At 51.9% G+C, this 19,413-nt stretch carries 17 protein-coding genes; 5 read left to right on the top strand and 12 right to left on the bottom strand.

Translation table 11 applies throughout. The features are described 5' to 3' along the window. Positions 1–13: 13 nt before the first annotated feature. The 4 genes from ACFQ2I_RS05885 to ACFQ2I_RS05870 form a co-directional block, all read right to left on the bottom strand. A complete protein-coding gene (locus tag ACFQ2I_RS05885) occupies positions 14–778 on the bottom strand; it encodes an ABC transporter permease (RefSeq protein ID WP_377562986.1) in 765 nt (254 codons plus the stop codon). 124 nt (positions 779–902) lie between these two features. Beyond that, positions 903–1,700: an ABC transporter ATP-binding protein gene (locus ACFQ2I_RS05880; RefSeq protein ID WP_377562750.1), complete on the bottom strand. Its 798-nt coding sequence runs from the start codon at positions 1,698–1,700 to the stop codon at positions 903–905. A gap of 31 nt (positions 1,701–1,731) precedes the next feature. Then, positions 1,732–2,742, bottom strand: coding sequence for an ABC transporter substrate-binding protein (locus ACFQ2I_RS05875; protein WP_377562748.1), 1,011 nt, complete (start codon positions 2,740–2,742; stop codon positions 1,732–1,734). A 134-nt stretch (positions 2,743–2,876) separates the two neighbouring features. Beyond that, positions 2,877–4,394 carry a carboxypeptidase M32 gene (locus ACFQ2I_RS05870; protein ID WP_377562746.1) on the bottom strand — a complete coding sequence of 506 codons (1,518 nt, stop codon included), beginning with the start codon at positions 4,392–4,394 and terminating at the stop codon, positions 2,877–2,879. A 127-nt stretch (positions 4,395–4,521) separates the two neighbouring features. On the opposite strand from ACFQ2I_RS05870, the gene ACFQ2I_RS05865 reads away from it, so the two are divergent. After that, positions 4,522–4,848 (top strand): iron-sulfur cluster biosynthesis family protein, encoded by a 327-nt coding sequence (locus tag ACFQ2I_RS05865; protein ID WP_377562744.1) that lies wholly within the window; start codon positions 4,522–4,524, stop codon positions 4,846–4,848. A 106-nt stretch (positions 4,849–4,954) separates the two neighbouring features. Here the strand turns inward: ACFQ2I_RS05865 and ACFQ2I_RS05860 are convergent, their stop codons facing one another. Together ACFQ2I_RS05860 and ACFQ2I_RS05855 are read right to left on the bottom strand one after the other, a co-directional pair. Continuing rightward, on the bottom strand, positions 4,955–6,577 hold the full coding sequence (locus tag ACFQ2I_RS05860) for an alkaline phosphatase family protein (protein ID WP_377562743.1): 1,623 nt from the start codon (positions 6,575–6,577) through the stop codon (positions 4,955–4,957). A gap of 127 nt (positions 6,578–6,704) precedes the next feature. After that, positions 6,705–7,241: a DUF309 domain-containing protein gene (locus ACFQ2I_RS05855; RefSeq protein WP_377562741.1), complete on the bottom strand. Its 537-nt coding sequence runs from the start codon at positions 7,239–7,241 to the stop codon at positions 6,705–6,707. Positions 7,242–7,353: 112 nt separating this feature from the next. Between ACFQ2I_RS05855 and ACFQ2I_RS05850 the strand changes: the two genes are divergently transcribed. From ACFQ2I_RS05850 to ACFQ2I_RS05840, 3 genes are all read left to right on the top strand, one after another. After that, a complete protein-coding gene (locus ACFQ2I_RS05850; RefSeq protein ID WP_377562740.1) occupies positions 7,354–7,788 on the top strand; it encodes a hypothetical protein in 435 nt (144 codons plus the stop codon). 1 nt (position 7,789) lies between these two features. Beyond that, positions 7,790–8,077 (top strand): YxcD family protein, encoded by a 288-nt coding sequence (locus ACFQ2I_RS05845; protein ID WP_377562739.1) that lies wholly within the window; start codon positions 7,790–7,792, stop codon positions 8,075–8,077. Between the two features lie 182 nt (positions 8,078–8,259). Then, positions 8,260–10,188, top strand: a complete 1,929-nt coding sequence (locus ACFQ2I_RS05840; protein ID WP_377562738.1) for a glycosyl hydrolase family 18 protein — start codon at positions 8,260–8,262, stop codon at positions 10,186–10,188. Between the two features lie 59 nt (positions 10,189–10,247). Here ACFQ2I_RS05840 and ACFQ2I_RS05835 read toward each other — a convergent pair whose 3' ends face one another. Continuing rightward, positions 10,248–11,711 carry a protein adenylyltransferase SelO gene (locus tag ACFQ2I_RS05835; protein WP_377562737.1) on the bottom strand — a complete coding sequence of 488 codons (1,464 nt, stop codon included), beginning with the start codon at positions 11,709–11,711 and terminating at the stop codon, positions 10,248–10,250. Positions 11,712–11,786: 75 nt separating this feature from the next. Then, positions 11,787–13,190: an MATE family efflux transporter gene (locus ACFQ2I_RS05830; protein ID WP_377562736.1), complete on the bottom strand. Its 1,404-nt coding sequence runs from the start codon at positions 13,188–13,190 to the stop codon at positions 11,787–11,789. A 270-nt stretch (positions 13,191–13,460) separates the two neighbouring features. Here ACFQ2I_RS05830 and ACFQ2I_RS05825 point away from each other — a divergent pair, with 270 nt between their 5' ends. After that, entirely contained in the window at positions 13,461–14,033 is a 573-nt protein-coding gene (locus tag ACFQ2I_RS05825; protein ID WP_377562735.1) for a methylated-DNA--[protein]-cysteine S-methyltransferase, read from the top strand. A gap of 89 nt (positions 14,034–14,122) precedes the next feature. Here the strand turns inward: ACFQ2I_RS05825 and ACFQ2I_RS05820 are convergent, their stop codons facing one another. From ACFQ2I_RS05820 to ACFQ2I_RS05805, 4 genes are all read right to left on the bottom strand, one after another. After that, the gene (locus ACFQ2I_RS05820) at positions 14,123–14,467 is read right to left on the bottom strand and encodes a hypothetical protein (RefSeq protein WP_377562734.1); all 345 of its coding nucleotides are present in this window, start codon (positions 14,465–14,467) and stop codon (positions 14,123–14,125) included. 127 nt (positions 14,468–14,594) lie between these two features. Beyond that, positions 14,595–16,823, bottom strand: coding sequence for a heavy metal translocating P-type ATPase (locus tag ACFQ2I_RS05815; RefSeq protein WP_377562732.1), 2,229 nt, complete (start codon positions 16,821–16,823; stop codon positions 14,595–14,597). A gap of 250 nt (positions 16,824–17,073) precedes the next feature. After that, the gene (locus ACFQ2I_RS05810) at positions 17,074–18,471 is read right to left on the bottom strand and encodes a sulfatase-like hydrolase/transferase (RefSeq protein WP_377562731.1); all 1,398 of its coding nucleotides are present in this window, start codon (positions 18,469–18,471) and stop codon (positions 17,074–17,076) included. A 368-nt stretch (positions 18,472–18,839) separates the two neighbouring features. Continuing rightward, positions 18,840–19,397 (bottom strand): TlpA family protein disulfide reductase, encoded by a 558-nt coding sequence (locus tag ACFQ2I_RS05805; RefSeq protein WP_377562730.1) that lies wholly within the window; start codon positions 19,395–19,397, stop codon positions 18,840–18,842. Positions 19,398–19,413 lie beyond the last annotated feature (16 nt).

Below are 19,413 nucleotides of genomic sequence, written 5' to 3'. Positions count from 1 at the left end.
GCCCTATCCCATCCTACCGTTCCCGCCAGCCCTGCGTCAACTTCCTCTCCAGCGCTGCCACCAGCTGGTACATAATTGTCGCAACGATGCCTATCACTACCAGACTGGATAGCACGAGCGTAAAGTTGAAAACTTGGAATCCGTATATGATCAAGTAGCCGAGTCCCAGCTTTGCCACCAAAAATTCTCCCACAATTACGCCGACCCAAGACAAGCCTACGTTCACTTTCAGCGTGGAGATGATGACGGGGAAGGAGCCCGGCAGGATGACGAGGCGGAACAACTGTGACTTCGACGCGCCAAGCAAGCGGACTACCTTGATATAACCGCTGTCAATCTCCCGGAACCTGTTATAGATGTTGATCGTCGTAATGATGACCGTTACCGACAGGGATATCGTCACAATCGACATCAAGCCGGGACCCAGCAGTACGATGAAGATGGGACCGAGCGCCACTTTCGGCATGCTGTTCAGCACGACCAGATAGGGGTCCATGACCCGCGACAGGAACGGGAACCACCAGAGCGCTGCGGCAATCGCCGTGCCGATTATCGTACCCAGCGCGAAGCCGGTTACCGTCTCAACGACGGTCATGGCCACATGCGGCCAGATGGAGCCGTCCGCCATCGAGGTGTACAGCTGCTGGTATATTTTTGTCGGGTAGCTGAATAGCAACGGATCGATCCACCTCTGTCGACCAGCTACTTCCCAGAGCGTTATGAACAACAGCAACAATACAAGCTGCGTCGTGCCGACACCTGCGGAAGTTCTGCTCATTCGCCGCTTGTAATCGCCATGAAGATCGTTCAACAATGCTTTGCGATCTTCCTGTATCCCGGCAATCTCCGCAGAGCCTCTTCCGCTCGGGTCGGCCGCCTCATCGCCGAAAGGCTCACGCCGCTCACCCACTGTTCTCACCTCCTTCTCGTTCCACCGCATGGAGCTCCGACCATAATTGCTCGAATATGTCCTGGAAGGTCGGCAGCTTGCGCGCGTTCATCGGAGATGCCGTTCTGATCTCCTCCGGCACGACCAGCTCGCTTCTGAATCGGCCGGGGTTGCGACCCATGACGATGACACGATCGCTCATTGCCGCCGCTTCCGCCAGGTCGTGCGTCACGAGTACCGCGGTCTTGGAGAGACGCTTCAGCGTACGCTGCACCAGCTCCTCCAGTTGCAGCTTGATATGAAGATCCAGCGCAGAGAACGGCTCATCCAGCAGCAGCAATTCCGGCTCCGTCACCAGCGTCCGGGCCAGCGCGACCCGCTGCCGCATGCCGCCGGACAGTTCATGCGGGTAGCGGCTTCCATATCCGCCAAGCCCCAGCTCCGACAGCACTTCATCGACCGCCTCCATCGAAGCTCGCGTCTTCGTTCCGTTAATTTCCAGTCCGATCGCAGCGTTGTCGCGGATACTGCGCCATGGGAACAAATAATCTTGCTGCAGCATGTAGCCTACCTTGGGAGACGGTCCGGTGACCGTCTCCCCGCCAAGCATCACCCGTCCCATCGTAGGCGGGAACAACCCTGCAAGCAGATTGAGCACAGTCGTTTTGCCGCAGCCGCTGGGCCCTACCAGACTTAGAAACTCTCCGCGCGACAGCGACAGCTGCAAGCCTTCCAGCACCAGCGCCGCCCCTTTCTCATTCACATACACATGGGAGAGGTCTGCAAGCTGAAGCACCGGCGTATCCGACATTTCATTCCCCCCTCTCACCTGAACTCGCTTGCTATTTCACCGAATCAATCGCTGTCTGTCCGAATTCGGTATTCACAAGCACGTTGTGCTCCGTTCGTTCCTCCAGCTCCCCAGCGGTCATGATAATATCCAGCAAATTGTTCCATTCCGCTTCATCGATGATGGGATCAGAGGCGAATGAGCCTTGCGACTTGTAACGGTCGATGGAACTGATCAAGATGTCACGATCCACATTTTCAAAGTATGGTGACACTACTTCGGCTATTTCCTCTGCAGCATGTATCGCTATCCATTTCTGAGCCTTGTACACCGCATTCGTGAACGCCTGCACCCACTTCTTATTTTTGTCCATGTAGCTTTGCTTCGTCATAAATACGGTGTAGGGCAAGTGGCCGCTCTCCGTCCCGAAGGATGCGATGACATGACCTCTTCCCTCCCTCTCGAAGATAGATGCGGTAGGCTCGAACAACTGGACATAATCTCCCGTACCTGATGAGAACGCAGCAGCGATGTTGGCGAAGTCTACATTCTGAATAAGCTCCAGATCCGCATGAGGATCGATACCGTGCTTCTTCAGGGTAAATTCTCCCGCCATCTGCGGCATTCCTCCCTTCCTCTGTCCCAGGAACACCGTCCCTTTCAATTCATCCCACCGGAAGTCATCCGGCTTCTCGCGCGCCACCAGGAATGTGCCGTCCGTCTGCGTCAGCTGGGCAAAGCTGACAACGGGGTCTTCCGCTCCCTGCTGATAGACATAGATCGACGTCTCTGCTCCAACAAGCGCAACATCAATCACACCCGACAACAGCGAAGTCATCGTCTTATCCCCGCCAGGCGTCGTCGTCAGTTCAATCTTCAACCCTTCCTCTTCAAAAAAACCTTCCTCAATGGCGACATATTGCGGCGCATAGAACAAAGTCCGCGCCACCTCGCCGATTGAAATCACCTTCTGCTCCGATCCGTCCTTGCTGCATCCGGCGAGCACAGCTACTCCCGCCATCAACACCGCAAGCAACACGGATACAATCTGCCGTCTGCTCATTCTACTTCCTCCTGCCAACAAAGTGGTGTACAACAGCCTATGCAGCTCCGGGATGAGCGGTGATTGACACAACCAACAAAAACAGCTTCTTCCTTCTGCAGTGAGCAGAGGGAAGAAGCCGTCCGGTCGATTCGTTATGAAAGCTTGTATATGTCACTATATTTCCGGCTCAAGTAGTTCACAAGATACTGTGGATCAAGCGGCTTAGCAGTCACGGCTTGCACAAGCTCCGAAGGCGTGCGTAGCTTACCGTACTTGTATATGCGCTCTGTCAGCCAGTCCTTGATCGGCAGCAGTTCGCCTCGTCCGACCATGTCCCACATGCCCTTCAGCTCTCTCTCCATCGTATCCGCGAACTGCGCGGCATACATGTTCCCGAGCGAGTAAGAAGGGAAATAGCCGAACGCCCCACCGGACCAATGCACGTCCTGAAGTACCCCTTCCGCATCGCTTGTCGGTGTAATGCCCAGATATTCCTTATATTTGTCATTCCACATAGCAGGCAGATCCGCAGCCTTCAAGCCTTCGTTGAATATAAGCTTCTCCATCTCATAGCGGATAATAATGTGGAGATTATACGTGAGTTCGTCCGCTTCTATGCGAATTAGCGAAGGGGTGACGACGTTGTTGCCGCGATAGAATTGGTCCACCGTGACGTCAAGCTGTCCCGGGAAGCTCTTCTGCAGCGCATCGAAATTGTGCTCCCAGAACGGACGGCTGCGTCCGATGACGTTCTCCCAGAAGCGGGATTGCGATTCGTGAATGCCCATCGACGTTCCCGTACACAATGTCGTGCCCACCAGTTCCTTCATGATGTTCTGCTCGTAGAGCGCATGCCCGCCTTCATGAATCGTTCCGAACAAGGCGCTGGTCACATCATTCTCCAGATAGCGGGTTGTAATGCGCACATCGCCGGGATTCAGTCCTGTAGCGAACGGATGCGCGCTTTCGTCCAGACGGCCGGACTCGAAGTTATAGCCCATCTGCCGCAGAATGTGCAGGCTGAACGCCTTCTGCGCCGCTTTATCGAAGCGTTGGCTCAGGAAGGATGTGTCCGGTTGATGCGGCGAGGCGGCAATATTCGCTGCGAGCGGCACGAGCTGCTCACGCAGGCCGCCGAATACGCGATCCAACTCCTCCACCGTCATTCCCGGCTCGTATTGATCCAGTAGTGTGTCGTAGCGGGTAGCGCCTGCGCCCCACAGATCAATGAACTGATTCGTAAAGCCGATAACCTTCTCCATATACGGTTGGAATCCTGCATAGTCGTTGTCCGCCTTCGCTTCCTCCCATTTGGATTCCGACTGCGACGCCAGCACGACATATTCCTGATACAGCTTTGGAGGAATTCTCACACTGCGGTCGTATTCCTTGCGCGTCTCCGTCACGAGCCGCTGGTCGATTTCCGACAATGTCTCATATGTATGCTTCTCTTCCAGCCGGGATAGCCATTCGCCCAGCTCAGGGGCCGTCGACAGCTTGAACATCTCTCCCGACAATACGCCGATGGATTCCGATCGTCTGTCCATTCCCCGTCTAGGAGCTCCCGTGCGAAGATCCCAGTAGAGAACGCCCAGCGCCTCGCCATAGCTGCTAATCGCATTGATTCTGTCCCGGAACAGGACTAATGTATCTTGCGCTCCAATGGCCACTCTCGCGACACCTACCTTCCTGATGATTCGTCACTTATAAGGAATCGGCAGCTTGTATATCAACTGCCGACTCCTTATAATCATCTTAAACCTGATGGACAATTGGATGCAAGAAAGGAATGACCTCATGATGATAATTACCTTTACGGATTCCGCCGTACACAAGCTGAAGCCTTATATGGAGGAGAGCATGAATAGACTGAAATTTCTGCACGACACGGAGGGCTGCGGCTGCGTCGTCAGCGGTGTACCCGCGCTGCAGCTTGTGGACGGACCTGACCAGCACGATTCAGAAGGAGAGGGCCATCCGTTGCCGTTCCTCTATGAGCGGCGGCACGAAGTCTTCTACGAGCCGAGCATGCGAATCGATTACGATGCGGCGAAGAATACGTTCAGCTTGAAGAGCGACAGTCAAATCTACACGACGAGTATGCGGTTCATGCCCACACCCTAAGGAAGGTTAAAGGAGCCATTCCGGCACATGGCCAAGTTGCTGCAGTAGCTTGGCCATGTAGTCGATCAATCCAGCAATTTAATGGACTCGTACAGGAACACCCTCATCACTTGCCCTTCTTGCTTGTTACGCCTATCTCCCCTTCTTCCATCTCAGTCAACAGCTTCATCAAAAATGGCTTCATATCGACAAGGCGCAAATGTTCAGGCTTCTTGTCCGTTCCGCATATAATGAGCGGGACCAGCGACTCTTCCTTGCTGAGCGAGCCGTGACCGCCTCCTTCAACATGTCTCGGCGAGCTCATGTCCGCCAGCTCGTAGCCGGGCTTCGCGGTGACGACGAGGAACGCTCCATCATGAGAATAGAGCGCGCCCGACAATCGGCGCAGCACGTCGGGATATTGGCTGTAATTAACCGTTCCGGCATGCTCATCCACCTGAAGATCAAGCACATCGTAGTCGTGCTCCACTTGCCATGACTGCTTGTATGAATCCATCAGATCTCCATTCCGCTTGAACTTTAACCGCTTTCCCGATCCTCCCTGAACGACAGTTACCCAGTCCTCATCCTTCCATGCGATCACATCGATCCGCGGATCTTGCTGAAGAACCAAGACAATCTCGTTCATTGCACGTTGTCCATTCAGCGAATACACATAAGCCATCGTCTCATTGACCGCAAGGATGATGGATTTGCGTTCGGTCACGCTTTCTCCTGTCCGCATCACGTTCTCTTTGCCTAGCAATAATGGCAAGTCAATAACCGCTCCTTTATTGGCAGGCAGCAATTGCGTCATGCCGCTATCTCCTGCGACGATTATGACAGCTTCCCGCAACGCTTTCTCCGGCGATCCGAACGCATTCAGCATCTTTTGCAGCTGACGGTCTACCTTCGCGACCCCGCTCTTATCAGCAGGCCCCTTCCGATGGATTGCCAGATCCAGATCCGGCATATAGACCAGCAGGAAATCAGGCAGCTTGTCAGCTTTAATCAGATATTGCACCGTGCCGACCGCATAGTCGTTATTGAATCCGAGCTTGGTTAAGAAGCCGTCCCGCAGCTTCTTCTTGCCTACAAGCGGATTGGACATCGATCCCATAGTCATGAAGTCCGGCCCTTTCACCGCGACCGTCCGCTTCAGATCCGTCGTTCTGCTTATCCAGTTCGGAACGGTCAGCTTATGCTCGGTATTCCCGCGGTATATAAGCCCGTTTACCGATCCTGAAGTAAGTCCGAGTTCGTCCAATTGCTCATATATGGTCTTGATTTCGGCATTCAAATGCTTGCCGTTCAAGTTGATCAGCGCATCGGCAAGCGCGGGATCGACACCATGCCTCAGCACTTCCATTGGCCCTGTGCCGTAGTTGATTACGCGTTTCTCTTTCGAGGAATACCAAGTGAGTCCCGGAACCCGATGTACGTCGGGATATGCTCCTGTAAGCAGCGAGCTGTCAATCGTCACCGACATCGTAGGGAAGGAACTGACCATATCCCGGTAGTATTGGCCATGCTCGGCCAGATATTTGAAGGTCGGCAGCCGATTCCGGGCTATACCCTCATCAATTGATTTTGCCATCAGAGAATCGACAAGAATAAAGATTACCTTTTTCGTTGCTCGGTAAGATTTCACTTGCAACAGATCTTTCTCCTCGCCCGAATTACCGCCGGAGCAACCTATCAGCAAAAGTAAAATAAGCGCTCCTTTGAAATAAGACAGTTTCTTCTTCACTTCAGCTCACCCGCTTCTGCGTCAAATGTTCTATGAACATTGTGCCTCAAGCGGCAAGATGTCATCCCAACGACGACGATTCGTTCCGCAGCAGCCACAGAAGCGACTGAAATAATGTCGCCATGTGTTACAAGCTGCGTTCCCTGCGCTCCCTTCGCTCCCTGAGCGCCTTGGATCGAGCTTCTAGAACATTCGTACGATCTCTCAGCCGATGGCGATGAACGAGAGACTCGTCGTCCATCTTGCTGGGATACCCCCATTCCAGTGCAAGGCGGGAGCTGCGGACAAGACAGTGGCTGAGTAGTTCATCATCCTGTATGGGAAGATTCATGTCCTCGAATGAGGAACCCTGATTTGCGGCCGCAGCCATTCGTCGCTTCAACTGTGCCAACAAGCTTGCGCGGTCAAGACCTAGCGTGCGAATGTCATCGTTATCCAGCTTCCGACAGGCAGATTCGTACATTTTGACGGCGCCTCTGCGATTGCCTCTTCGTTCATGATACTGTCCAACAGCCAGCTGAATAAGCCCCACCCACAGTTCGGCCCGGCTGTCGCCGGGATGCTCCTTCCAATACTCTTCCAGCAATTCATGGCATTCGAAATAATCTCTCGTCGCATGAAATTCTGTCAAATAAGCAATATAAGCTTGAGGATAGTGATTCATAATGCCTCCTCGCGATATCCTTTTTTAATTATGTTGAAACCCAAGCTTATATTAGCCGTAAAAGTAGAGGATAGCAATCCATAGGCCATTGAAATCAGGAGGAGAAAGTGAAATGAAGAAAGGACTACTCATCATGATGGCGTTAACCTTGTTCCTAACCCTGGGTTTTGGACAAGTGGCGGACGCCAAACGCGGCGGCTTCAAATCGCCCAAGCAAAGCTTCACGCAAAACCCGAAAAAAACCGATAATGTGAACCAAAGCAACTCCGGCTCCAAAACGGGAACGGCAGGTTCCACAGCGGCAACGAAGTCTGGCGGCCTGTTCGGGGGCAGCAGTCTGATGAAAGGCTTGATGATCGGCGGTCTGGCCGGCATGCTGTTCGGCGGATTATTCGGCGGCATGGGCGCATTCGGCGAAATAATGGGACTGATGATCAACCTGCTTGCCATCTTTGCCATCATCATGCTCATCAGAGTCGCTTTCGTCTATCTGCGGAGCAAGCGTAACAACCCGCCTAGCCCGCCAAGCGAGCGGAGACCGTACTAAGGTGAGAATATTTACGGACGAAATCATTAATGCTGTCTGTCTGCATCTTGCGGAGCGCAGAGGCGTCCGTCCGACCGATATCGAGGTCCAGCTGGCATGGGACGAAGAGTATGGCTACACCGCTGAAGTATGGGTAACCGGACGCAGCCAATATCTTATCGAGTCCAACATGCGCGAAGCGATCGGTCAATACGTGTTCACAGAATATAACCGTCGCGTGTTCCCTTCCGATATCGAGCTGGGAGTGGACGAGGACACCGGAGAATTCTGGGCGCAGATGAAAGAGTAACAGGATTGCTATCAAGAACAAAAATGAAGACAATGCGAGATACGGCTGTGCAGCAACTCTGCGCCGCCGTTCTTTTTTTGCCTAGTTCCATCTTCCACATATTTCATAGATGCTAACCTGCAACTCTCCCACTCTCCTTGCGTCTAATAGAGGAGAATAGATAGGAGAGTGATGAAAGAATAATGATGAGAAGAGAATTACTCCTGCTAACGTCGGCACTGCTGCTGTTAGGAACGTTCCTGATGCCAGCGGATCAGTCCGCAATGGCGGCCGCATCCGGTAAGATGACTCAATTCCGCGTCTACCAATACGACAAGCCGCTGAAGGAATTCGCGGCACGAGGGGATGCGATACGCTATGCCGAAAGATTCAACTACAGTCATGTTGAGTCCATTCCGAACAGAGGTTGGGTATGGGACAACTTCCCCAAGTACAAGGTGTACCATAGTGGCGGTCAATCCGATTCTACGCTCGAATTCCAAACGTACAATGCAGCGCTTGCCAAAGCGCAATCCATGAACAACGCCCATATACGTGATTTGGAGAATATCGGTTGGGTGTACGAGAATTATGATCGTTATCGGTTATATCAAGGCGACAATACATTACCGCAATGGTCGTTCCGCACGCTGGAGGAAGCGAAGAAAGAAGCTCGGAAGTGGAGCAACGCACATGTCATCGATCTGAACAACAACAAGTGGATATGGGACAACTTGACGGAAGAGCAGATCAAGCAGCAAAGTCAAGCGAAGGCGCAATACCGACTTATGCAAAATGGCAAGATCATTCAAAGCTTCGAGCCTTATGCCTTCTTGAAGGATGCGGTGAAAGCAGCGGGAGCTTACAAGAACAGTGCGGTGCTGAATGAAGCTACCGGTAAAATCGTACATAACAATTCATACAGCTATCATGTGCTGCAAAACGACAAGGAAATCAAATCGTTCCCCGGTCTGCAGGACGCGGTTGCTTATGCCAAAACATTGGCAGGATCAGAAGTCCGAAACAATGGTAAAAGGCTCTGGTCTGCCCTTCCTTATCTATCCGTCTATCAAGGCAACAAACAAATTCATGCGTTCCATCAATTAGTCTCTGCGCTTGATTACGCCAAGCGTTATGCGAACAGCTCCGTGCAGACGCCGGACGGTCGGATGCTATGGAGCAATGCGAAGTCTCTGCTGTATCTCGGCTGGAACGGATCTGGCTCAAGCACGACGATTATGAGCCACGTACAGAATACGCAAGGACTTGATATTGATTCGCCCACATGGTTCGAGCTTGCGTCAGCAGACGGCACCTTAACGGACAAGTCTGACGCTTCCATCATGAAGACTCTGAAGGAGCGCGGCATTCTCGTCATGCCCCTTGTCCACAACGGCTTCAATGGCACCATGACTTCCGAATTTCTGAAGGACGACGAAGCGCAGAAGACATTCATCTCCGGACTCGTCGCCAGATTGTCGGAACTGGGCGTGTACGGCGTGAATATTGACTTCGAGGAAGTGGCGGGAGCCGATCGTGCCGCTTACACCGCATTCGTGAGAGCACTCACCGAGGCGGCGCATGCCAATCGTCTGAAAGTATCGATCGACCTGCCGCGCGGCAGCGTCAGCTGGAATCATAAGACGGCCTACGACCATGCGGCTCTGGGCAACATCGTCGACACTGTCATCATTATGGCTTACGACGAGCATTGGAGAGGCAGCGAGACGCCAGGATCCGTATCCAGTCTGGGCTGGGCGGAAGAAGGCGTCAAGCAATTCCTAGACTACGGTATTCCGCGCAGCAAGCTGATGCTGGGCATTCCGTTCTACGTGAGAGAATGGCGTCTGGACAGTAACGGCAAGCTAGTGGACAACCGCGCCATACTGATGAAGGAGCTGCCGAGAATAATCCAGGAATATGACGCAATTGGTCAGTTCCATGAACCCTCCGGGCAATATCAATATACGTATGAAAAAGACGGCTACACCCACGTATTTTGGGCAGAGACGGAAAAAACCGTGCTCCAGCGAATCGGGATCGCCAAGAAATACGATCTGGCCGGGGTTGCCGCATGGCGCTTAGGCTATGAGGACAGCAATCTGTGGACGCAGATGCTTCGAGAGAAATAATAAGACAAGAACGCCCCGCGGTCTCATTATCCGCGGGGCGTTCTTATTATGATGCAGCTTCAAGTGCCGCAATAAGTTCTATACGGAATTGGCGAGGGCTCCGGGGCCTGGCAGAACGCCTCCTTGTCCGGCGTCAGTTCATATGGATCCGCCAACTTGTCAAGAAGATCATCCATCACGCCGTAATCGCCTTGCATCGCAGCGGTCAGCGCTTCCTCCACCCGGTGATTGCGGGGGATGATGACGGGATTGCTTCCGGTCATGAGCCGCTGCGACGCAGCAGCATTCTCTTCCTGTTCCCGACGATTATGCCAGGCTGAGAGCCATTGCTTGTAGTTGTCGTCTTGTTCCAACGCCTTGGTCTGCTTGCGATTATAGGTTAACGCCAGGAATGCGTTCGTATAATCAGCGCCATGCCGCTGAAGGAGAGCCAGCCAATCATTTACCAGGGAGTGATCCTGATCATGCTTCTGCATAAGACCCAGCTTCGCCCTCATCCCGGCCAACCACAACGATTGATACCGCTCGCCGAATTGCGCGAGAGCCTCCTCCGCAAGTTCAATCGCCTTGTCCTCCTGATCATGAATCAACGGCAGCAGCGATTCGGCCAATCGGGCCAAATTCCAGGCGGCGATGCCCGGTTGATTGCGGTAAGCGTAGCGGCCTTGTCTGTCAATGGAGCTGAATACGGCTGCTTCGTCATACGCGTCCATGAATGCGCACGGTCCGTAATCGATTGTCTCGCCGCTTATCGCCATATTATCGGTATTCATGACGCCGTGTATGAATCCTGCCAGCTGCCACTTGACAATCAATTGCGCTTGACGCTCAATGATTTCGCGCAGCATCGACAAGTACCGTTGATTATCCTCCGCGCAGCTCGGATAATGCCTGTCTATCGTATAATCGGCCAGCTGTCGCAATTGCTCCTTGTCGCCCCAGTTGGCGACATATTGGAAGGTGCCTACGCGAATATGGCTGGCTGCGGTCCGGACAAGTATCGCCCCCGGCAGTTCAGCCTCCCTGTATACCGGCTCGCCTGTAGCGACGACAGCCAGACTGCGTGTAGTGGGAATGCCTAGCGAATGCATCGCTTCACTTATTAGATATTCCCTCAGCATCGGCCCCAGCGTGGCACGGCCATCGCCGCTGCGTGAATAAGGCGTTCTCCCGGATCCTTTCCATTGGATATCCACCCGCTTCCCGTCAGGGGCAATATGCTCGCCCAGCAGTATAGCTCGACCGTCTCCCAGCATCGTGAAATGGCCGAACTGATGTCCCGCATAAGCTTGGGCAAGCGGGAGTGTTCCTTCCGGTATGACATTGCCGGCCAGCACAGCCGTTCCATGCTCACTGTATAGCGATCCCGCATCCAGACCCAACTGCTCCGCATATGCATCATTCAGCTTGACAATTTCCGGCGAACGGACCGGAGTCGGCCGCACTTCGGAGAACAGCATGTGCGGCAAGCGGGTATAACTGTTATCGAATCGCCAGCCTGCTTCTTTCGGTTGATGTTCCATTCGGTCTCCTTTCCAACACTTAATCTTAATACGCTACATTATCTGCGAGATCCCGGCAATCGATGCAATGAGTCACTACCCTTTTTCCGTTTCCTTGATTAATCTATGCGTATGCCACTTCTCTCCTTCCAGACGCCGCATGAACACAGCTCCCCGCACGCCCCATTCCAATATCATAGCTATCCATATGCCGAGAATACCCATTCCCATCGTGATGCCCAGCACATAGCCTAACGAGAGGCGGAACAACCACATCGTCAGCATTGACGTAATCGACGTGAAGCGGGCATCCCCCGCAGCCCGCAGCGCAGCCGGCAGTATAAAGCTGGCCGACCATAGAGGCACTTGGGCAACAACGATAACGACCAGCAGCAAGAAGATATCTCCTACGATCTCGGACGGGGGCTCGAACAATCCGATAAGCGGATGAAACAACGGCAAAACCAGCAGCCCCGCGACTGCCAGCATGCCCGATCCCAGCCACAGAAAGGAACGAATAAATTTGCGGGCATCCGCAATATTACCGCTGCCAATGCATTGTCCGACGACGGTTACGATCGTTAGCGACAGAGCGGCGCCGGGAATTTGTATAAATCCCGCCAGGGAGCCCGCTATGGCGTTCGTAGCGATAGCATAGGTACCCAACGAGACAATGAACACTTGCGTCAACAGCTTTCCGCCATTGAAGAACACTTGTTCCGCTGCGAACGGCAGTCCAATGAATAGAATCTTGCGAAGCATGGATAACGGGACATGGAACAGATCGACGAGTCGAATATGTAGCGTAGCATCCAGTTTGAACAGATAGTACAGTGCGCAAGCGGCTCCCGCATAGCGGGCGATATTAATGGCGATGGTCATGCCTTGCACGCCCATATCCAGCATTTGAATGAACAACAGATTAAGCAGAACATAGAGCGCGTTCATGATAAGAGACAGCGCCAGTGCCGCTCTGGTCTTCCCTACGCCGCGAAGCGAGCCGCACACGGCTTGAACGACGGCAAGTCCGACGTAAGAGATACTGCTGCCGATCAGATAGACGCGAGCGCTCTCCATCACATCGGGGGAAGCCGTCCCGAATAATACGCGAAGAATGGGCTGATGCAAGCTGACCAGCAGCAAGGCGATAGCCGCAGCGAGAAGCGTCACGGCTGTGACGCTTGCAGCTGTTGCGCGGGATACCATAAGAGGATTGCGACTGCCCTTGTATTGGGCCACGACGACTGTTCCCCCTGTAGCAACTGCGACGAATATATTGATCAGCAGAATATGTAGCGCATCAACCATATTGACCGCACTAATCGCCGCGACACCAGACGAACTGATCATCGCCGTATTAACAACACTTAATCCGATGATGAATGCCTGATCGATAAGAATAGGCAGGAAGAGGGCCGATACTTGCCGATAATCCATCGTTTCGCCCGAGAAGTGCTTATGCAACAACATTGTCATTCGTTTCTGCATTTTACGCAGCATAATCGCCATCTCTTTTCTAAGTTATAAAAAAGGGGAAGCTCTTCTTGCGAAGAGCTTCCAGATCCATCATTTCGATCGCCTTATCGTATATTTTGGTTATATTCTGGAGAATAACATCGGAGCGCGAATCTGTCAAATCGTGTTCACGCACTTACAACTATTATTCTAATGCCAGGCTATTATCATTACCTGCGTTTCCATATATAATAAAAAAGAATCATTCAAGTATTATGCCCATGGTGACTAGAACGAATAAAAGGAGAATTAGCCATGACGACTATATCGCATTCCAAACATTCCACGATATTCTGGACTTCTATTGCCCATCCTGCCAACCCAAATTTGAATTTCTATGCAGTAGTGACGGAGCTCGGCATCTGCCGGTTGACATGGCCCCATCAATCGATGAATGACGTTACTGCATGGGTGACAAAGTATATGCCGAACGCCCGGCTTCTAAGGGACGATGAACGTCTGCGTTCGTATACGTCTCAGCTTCAAGAGTATTTCAGCGGACAACGGACTCAATTCGACTTGCCGTTGGATTTGCAAGGAACTGCTTTTCAGCGGGAGGTCTGGCATGCGCTGACCGCCATTCCTTACGGAGAGACAAGGAGTTACTCCGCAATGGCGGCGGTTATAGGCAAGCCAGCCGCAGTTCGGGCTGTCGGGGCAGCGAATGGGGCGAATCCCGTGCCCGTTATCGTACCTTGCCATCGGGTCATCGGCAAGAACAACGGCCTGACAGGCTTCAGGGGCGGTTTACAGATGAAAGAAGATCTGCTGCGATTGGAGGGGTATGTTGACTATTCTGCAGCCGGACACATCAAATTTCAATTTTAACGCAGATACAGAACAGACACCTATCTCATTTTCAAGCTGGCGTGTATACCCGATGTTTGCATTTACCGGGTATACACGACTGATACGATTTAGCTGTCCAGGAAAGCCTCCGCATCTTCCAGCTTCTCAAAAGACTCCACAACGTCACCGAACATGCGTTTCATTTGCATTTTGGAGATGGCTGAACCTGTATAGTAAGCCCATTTGCTCAAGCCTTTTTCAACTGACATCTGACCTAGCGGGCTTAACTCGCCTGCCACGTACATCGAGAACATGCTGTTGCCACACAGGTCTGTCAAACCAGTGAAGCCAGGCTTCACCTCATCCAGAACTTTAACATAATCTTGATAATATTGTTTTACATTATCCTCTGTGATTTCTGTTACTTTTACTATAATTCGGTTCTTGCTTGTATCGTAAGTAATGGAATACATATTCATTCTCCAATCACATTGTAATATATTCAGTCAAAGAATAAACAATAATGATCGCTTTGTAAAGAAATGCTTGTCGAATATGGCAGAATAACAGTGAATAGATGTATCTATTTGCCTTTCACTCTCATTTCACTTTCATACGTTGAAGCCTTAATGCATTCAACACAACGGATACCGAACTGAATGCCATGGCCGCTCCCGCAACCCAAGGAGCAAGCAAGCCGATAGCAGCGACGGGGATGCCGAGAGAGTTGTACGCCAGCGCCCAGAACAAATTTTGCCGAATGTTCACCATCGTCTTGCGACTCATGAAGATGGCGTCTGGAATACTGTTCAAGTCGCCTCTCATCAGTGTGACATCAGCGGCTTCCATCGCAATATCCGTCCCTGTTCCGATCGCCATTCCAATATCTGCAACAGCCAGCGCCGGAGCATCATTAATTCCGTCTCCCACCATTGCGACCATTTTCCCTTCGGCTTGCAGCTTCTTCACTTCATCCGCCTTGCCTTCAGGCAGCACCTCCGCCAATACGCGGTCGATGCCTGCCTCCTTCGCAATTGCAGCCGCCGTGCGCTTGTTGTCGCCAGTAATCATGATCACTTCTATGCCCATTTGCTTAAGCCTAGCAATAGCTTCCCTCGACGAATCCTTCATCGTGTCGGCGACGGCAATCATACCAGAATATTCACCATCGATCGCGAACAGCATCACCGTTTTGCCTGCTCGCTCCAACTGCTCCATTGCTGCGAACGCCTCTCGAACGGGAATATGACGTTGCTCCATCAGTTTCCTCGTGCCCGCCAACACTTCTTTCCCTTCAACAATCGCTCTTATCCCGTAGCCAGGTATTGCTTCGAACTGCTGGACGGCCGGCAATGCTATTCCCCTCCCCTTCACGCCCGCCACGATCGCTTCCGCCAGCGGATGCTCAGAGTGACTCTCGGCAGCCGCTGCATAGCGAAGGAAGACTTCTTCTGCCAATGAAGCTGTTGCAACATCGGTCAATTCCGGTTTCCCTTTCGTAACAGTCCCCGTCTTATCCAATACGACCGTTTTAATTTTATGCGTGGATTCCAGATGCTCACCGCCTTTGAACAATACACCCATCTCGGCGGCGCGGCCCGACCCGGCCATGATGGAAGTAGGGGTAGCCAGACCAAGCGCGCAAGGACAAGCAATGACAAGGATGGCGATCGTCTTCTCCAGCGCTTCTGCGAAGTCGCCAGGGACAACCCCGATATACCAGATGAAGAAAGCAAGCGCGGCAAGAGCTACTACGATCGGGACAAAGATGCCGGATATTCGGTCTGCGACCCGCTGTATCGGAGCTTTAGAGCCTTGCGCCTGTTCCACTACGCGAATAATTTGCGCCAGCGCCGTATCTTTTCCTATTTTTGCAGCACGGACTTTTAAACGTCCGTTACGATTAACAGCGCCCCCGATCACCGAGTCTCCGGGCTGCTTATCTACTGGTATGCTTTCACCTGTCAGCATGGATTCGTCCACTGCGGAGACACCCTCCACAACCTCGCCGTCGATAGGTACCTTCTCACCCGGCTTGACCAGGACCAGGTCCCCTACCACTACTTCCTCTACGGGAATGACCATCTCTTCTCCATCTCTAAGGACGATTGCGGATTTCGCCTGAAGTCCCATCAACGCTTTTATCGCGTCAGAGGCGCGGCCTTTGGCCCGGCTTTCGAACAATTTGCCCAGAATGACCAGAGTAATAAGAACTGCGCTTGTCTCAAAGTAAAGTGATGGACCGTGGTGAGCGTCGCTTCCGTTCACTCCCCATTGCATTGACAAGTACACGCTATAGAAGTAAGCGGCCGAAGTCCCAAGTGCAATCAGCACATCCATATTGGCACTTTTGTTTCGTAACGCTTTGTATGCCCCGATATAGAACTGCCATCCGATGATGAACTGGACGGGTGTCGCAAGCACGAGCTGAAACCAAGGATTCATGAAGATATCCGGCATCCAGATCCATGAAGTAAAAGAAAAGTGCGTTACCATGGACCACAGTAACGGTAACGATAGCAATGCCGATGCGATAAGCTTCCGCTTCTGTATCGATAATTCCCGGTCGCGATTATCACCGGCATCGTCGCGATTTTGCTTGGGAACCGCCTGATACCCCAGTTTGTCGATGCGGTGCTGCATTTGTTGCAGCGTTACTTGAGAAGGATTGAATTGGACATGGGCGGTTTCCATCGCGAAATTTACATTTGCCTGCTGAATGCCTTCCAGCTTGTTCAGTCCCTTTTCGATCCGGTTTGCGCATGCTGCGCATGTCATCCCTGTTATTTGCAATGAAGCTTCCTTCATTTCAGCACCTGCCGTTGTCATGCTTATCACTCCAATCGTGTCCGTTCACAGTTTAGTATTCATCTCCCGGTAATGTGCCTCAATGGCGGCGATCGTATTATTAAGACACATTTGCGTATTTCTAAGATGTGGGTTTAGTATACCCCCCTACCCTATAATGAGTCAAGAGAATAATGAAAATATCAGCAATAAAAAACCGTTTCTCTCGCAAATGGATGTCGTCACTTCCATTTCACAAGGAACGGCTTTTATTATATTCCTGCTATAGTTTCTACTCGTTGTAGCTTTTGCAACCACCGCTTCGAATGCCTGCCAAATCGATCTGGCCGCCGCCCGTCACCGGCTCGCGGGCGCCATCGATGCTAGGGTCCACATATTGATGGAACCATGCATCCAACTTCCCTCTTAACCTGTCAGCTTCGACCCGATAAGGCTCCTCATTAATCAGATTCCTTCTTTCATCGGGATCATTTATCATGTCGTATAGCTCATGGGGCCCGTAAGGGTAGCGATGGACGTACTTCCATGCTTTCTCGCGTATCATTCGGACAGGACCGTATTCGTCGAAGATAACGACATGCTCATCCCCTTGACTACCTTCGCCTCTCAACAGATGAGCAAAACTTCTGCCAGGAAGCGTCTCGCCCTCCGGATTCGACAAATTTAAATATTCAAGCAAAGTCGGCATAAAATCGTAACCGCTGACTAGTTCGTCGCATACTACACCTCCGGGTATGGCTCGCGGATGACTGAAGATGGCAGGCACCTTTACAGACGTATCGTACATATTCAACGGGAAGGTCCCGTTGCCCTTCCCCCAGATGCCGTGATGCCCGCAGTTGAAGCCGTTGTCGCTCAAGAAGCATATTAACGTATTGTCGCGATCTCCCGTAGCATCCAACTGCTCCAGTATGCGGCCAATCGCTGCGTCCATAGCGGTCACGGCTGCAAAGTAGCCTTGCAGGCTGGCCCGCGGATTGCCCGAATTCACTTTGTAATCAATGATATCTGCATGCGGCTCCTCTTGCGGACAGGACAGGAACTCGCAATCTTCATAAAGCTTCATATACGCTTCCGGATGACAATCGATCCACGGGTGATGCGGCGCTGTATAATGCACACCTAGATAGAAGGGCTTCCCTCTCTCTCGTTTCTTAAGGAATGCAATCGCTTCATCCGTAATGACATCCGTTACATACCGCTCTTCCTTCTCCAGCTTGCCATTCCTGATCATAGGCGCTCCGTAATACGGTCCGCCGCCCGTCTGATGAACATACCAATGGTCGAATCCCTTCTGCGGCTTCTTGCTGTCTCCTAAGTGCCACTTCCCACTAAGCGCACATTCGTAGCCCGCCTCAGCGAGCAGCTCAGTATAACCCGTCATCCCTTGCAAATACTCCGTCGAACGTTCCCCTGCGTTGCCTTCCGCAATCCAGTCATGCACGCCGTGCTGGGAAGGGATACGCCCCGTTAATAATGAAGCTCTTGCAGGCGAACACACCGGCGAAGTGCAGAAAAAACTGGTAAATCGCATTCCTTCCGCTGCAAGCCGATCCAAATGAGGCGTTATAATCTCATCATTCCCGGCACAACCCATTGCCCACGGGCCTTGATCGTCGGATAAAATAAACAGGATATTAGGATATTCGCTTGCCTTCATTTTCTCCATCGCATTCTACCTCCTTTAGCTCTGCCATGCTAGGGAACATCATGCGTTGCCTGCTGGGCATCCTGATGCTCCTCTTCTGCTCTCCGCAAGCGCAGCTCCTTCATTTACCATGTAATATGCACTGGAAATATGGCCACACTAGAATCTGATATTCTATTCTAACATAAACCGGACAAACGTTGTACAGACTCGGAGGTGGATGACAGATGAGCACGGAAGAACAGTCCAGCGGTCGTATTGACTCCATTACGATTCGTTACGGAGCCACTTGGCAACTACTCAGATATGTTTATCGACTGTTCCGACAATCTTAACCGCAACTGACGCTGCAGGGGAACTCAGGCTATCGCCAACGAAAGATCAACAGGTTATCGAGCCATAGTCGCGAGCGACCGATTCATAATCTCCTCGTTAATGGCTCCCATATAAATTTCATGAATGATACCGTTCTGATCAATCATGTAAGTAGTTGGATAGGCAGTAACGCGATAGATGTCTGACACATCGCCCTCTGAATCAAACACTATGGGAAAGGTCAAGCCGAAATCTTGCACAAATGCATCGATATCCCCCGAATTTTTCTCCGTGTGCGTCAAATTAACGCCCAGCACAACGGCATCTTCGTGCTCATTGTATACTTTCTCCATATGCGGCATCTCCGCCCTGCAAGGCGGACACCATGTTGCCCAAAAGTTCAGGATGATCTTCTGCCCTCTATAATCCGACAATTGAACACTTTGTCCACTCGTATCCTGAAGCTGGAAGTCCGGAGCCTGTTTCCCCCTTTCTGTGCCGACTTCAACATCGCTTCTTTCTTCCATAGAACTGTCTGCTAACGTCTCTGTAGTATCTGATTTGGTAAAATCATAAATCCCCCAACCGATTAACAGCAACAAGATAACGATGGCAATGACATTATTTCTCATCTGGGATGTATTCTCC

It is taken from the genome of Paenibacillus chungangensis (assembly GCF_042675905.1).
GTDB classification, from domain to species: Bacteria; Bacillota; Bacilli; order Paenibacillales; family Paenibacillaceae; genus Pristimantibacillus; species Pristimantibacillus chungangensis.
This window is presented reverse-complemented; position numbering and strand designations above follow the sequence as displayed.

Coding starts and splice junctions, on each gene's coding strand:
- ACFQ2I_RS05875 (WP_377562748.1), bottom strand. CDS start 2,742: ATGAGCAGACGGCAGATTGTATCCGTGTTGCTTGCGGTGTTGATGGCG.
- ACFQ2I_RS05880 (WP_377562750.1), bottom strand. CDS start 1,700: ATGTCGGATACGCCGGTGCTTCAGCTTGCAGACCTCTCCCATGTGTAT.
- ACFQ2I_RS05840 (WP_377562738.1), top strand. CDS start 8,260: ATGATGAGAAGAGAATTACTCCTGCTAACGTCGGCACTGCTGCTGTTA.
- ACFQ2I_RS05820 (WP_377562734.1), bottom strand. CDS start 14,467: ATGTATTCCATTACTTACGATACAAGCAAGAACCGAATTATAGTAAAA.
- ACFQ2I_RS05810 (WP_377562731.1), bottom strand. CDS start 18,471: ATGGAGAAAATGAAGGCAAGCGAATATCCTAATATCCTGTTTATTTTA.
- ACFQ2I_RS05850 (WP_377562740.1), top strand. CDS start 7,354: ATGAAGAAAGGACTACTCATCATGATGGCGTTAACCTTGTTCCTAACC.
- ACFQ2I_RS05835 (WP_377562737.1), bottom strand. CDS start 11,711: ATGGAACATCAACCGAAAGAAGCAGGCTGGCGATTCGATAACAGTTAT.
- ACFQ2I_RS05815 (WP_377562732.1), bottom strand. CDS start 16,823: ATGACAACGGCAGGTGCTGAAATGAAGGAAGCTTCATTGCAAATAACA.
- ACFQ2I_RS05825 (WP_377562735.1), top strand. CDS start 13,461: ATGACGACTATATCGCATTCCAAACATTCCACGATATTCTGGACTTCT.
- ACFQ2I_RS05805 (WP_377562730.1), bottom strand. CDS start 19,397: ATGAGAAATAATGTCATTGCCATCGTTATCTTGTTGCTGTTAATCGGT.
- ACFQ2I_RS05865 (WP_377562744.1), top strand. CDS start 4,522: ATGATGATAATTACCTTTACGGATTCCGCCGTACACAAGCTGAAGCCT.
- ACFQ2I_RS05830 (WP_377562736.1), bottom strand. CDS start 13,190: ATGCTGCGTAAAATGCAGAAACGAATGACAATGTTGTTGCATAAGCAC.
- ACFQ2I_RS05885 (WP_377562986.1), bottom strand. CDS start 778: ATGAGCAGAACTTCCGCAGGTGTCGGCACGACGCAGCTTGTATTGTTG.
- ACFQ2I_RS05855 (WP_377562741.1), bottom strand. CDS start 7,241: ATGAATCACTATCCTCAAGCTTATATTGCTTATTTGACAGAATTTCAT.